Origin of the sequence: Shewanella sp. POL2 (assembly GCF_000282755.1) — a bacterium.
GTDB lineage: Bacteria > Pseudomonadota > Gammaproteobacteria > Enterobacterales > Shewanellaceae > Shewanella > Shewanella xiamenensis.
In genome coordinates this window covers 1-1,657 of sequence record NZ_AKZL01000184.1, presented here as the reverse complement: position 1 = coordinate 1,657, position 1,657 = coordinate 1, and the positions used below count along the sequence as shown (strand labels likewise).

The following is a 1,657-nucleotide window of genomic DNA, read 5'->3' as shown; positions in this document are numbered from 1 at the left end:
ATCTTTGGGATGAGGCACACAGTCGCTATCTTTCGCAGACTCGCGCCTATGAAAACAGCGAGTTATCCGAGGCTCAACTTGCGCAAGTTAATAGCCTGCGTGATGCACAAAGCTTGGCTGAGGCCGAACAAATCGCTGCGCAGTTAAAAGAGAGCTTAGCGCCCGCCTTAACCTGGTACAGCCTTGGCGCCATGGCGTTTGATGCCAAAGAGTACGATAAAGCCAGCGATTACTTTAAAAAAGTCATCGCCCTACCTGAGAGTGAGCGTGCGGGCCGCAGCCTGTGGGCGCTGTATAGCTTGTCTCGTATCGAGCTGATTAAGAGCAAAAGCGCCAACGATAATAGCCATTTTGTCCAAGCCAATGCTTACTTGCAGCAGCTACAAGCTGAGGTGACTCAAGGCGCCGCCGATCCGCTGCGCTTGAGCTTAGCCGGCCTTGGCGAACAGGCTTATATTCTGTTGCATCAAGGCCAAGCTCAAATTGAAGTCACACGCGGGGAATATGAACCGCCAAAAATTGATGTTGCCTTAAATCCCGCCACGCTGGATAAGATTATTGAGCTATATGCCACTCAATCGGCTGAGGGCGACAGCAGTGGCTATGATTCGTTATTGATGTTAAGTCGCACGCTAATGGCAAAAAATCTCTTAGAGTTAAAACCCTTATTGCAGCAGCCTAGCGTGCAGCAACTGCTTATAGCCTACTGGCAGAGCAGCGCCAATGACTTCGCCTTTGATGGACAGCTTACAGAAATGGGGCAACAGGTCGCTAAAACGCTGACCGTCTTCCCAACCGACGGCCTCATGCTGAGCCAAGGCGATAAGTTAGCCGCGATTTACTATCAGTTGGGCGACTATGCCAGTGCCGAGCGCCTCATTGCCCTCGCTAAACCCAGCGGACTCACTTGGTGGCTCACGGCCAAATTAATGATGCAAAAGGGTGATCAAGCCCAAGCCGCTAAGGCCTATGCCGAAGCGGTGCGCCATTTCCCAACGGATATGAACGCTGCTACCGCAACTACCAGCCAACAGGATGCCCAGCAACAGGCCATTGAAGCCGATGCAGAGCAAGCCACCTATTGCCGTATTCGCGCCGAGCAGGGCGTGCTATCCCTTGAACGGGGCGAATATGTCGATGCCCTAAACCAACTGTTCGCCAGTGGTGATGAGTATTGGCAGGATATCGCCTATGTGGCCGAGCGCGTGCTCACCACTGCCGAGCTTAAGCTGTTTATCGACGAGCATGTGCCGGTAATGAACTTCGAGTATCCCAAGGACAGCGATTGGTACGACAGTGTCGAGCCACTCAACAATCGCCTGCGTTACTTATTGGGTCGTCGCTTACTGCGTGAAAGCGCGATTGCCGAAGCGCCAGCTTATTTCAGTAATCCCACACTCAATGCCAATGTGCAGGAGTATGGCGAGGCACTGACCACAGCCAAGAGTAGCAAGGGCATTGAGAGCGCCCGCGCCTATTGGACTGCTGCCGAACTCGCGCGTCATCAAGGCATGGAAATCTTAGGCTTTGAATTAGCGCCGGATTATTCGATTTATGCTGGAATGTTCGACCTAAGAGATTGGTATGCAGCGGATAAGCTCAGCGATAAAGAGCAGCAACGCATCAGCGCCAGCCAAGCGATTCCCGATAAACGTTT

At 52.5% G+C, this 1,657-nt stretch carries 1 protein-coding gene; it reads left to right on the top strand.

The features are described from left to right. Positions 1 to 1,657, top strand: a 1,657-nt coding sequence (locus tag SHEWPOL2_RS21915) for a tetratricopeptide repeat protein (protein WP_037431749.1), incomplete at both ends; no start/stop codon positions are given.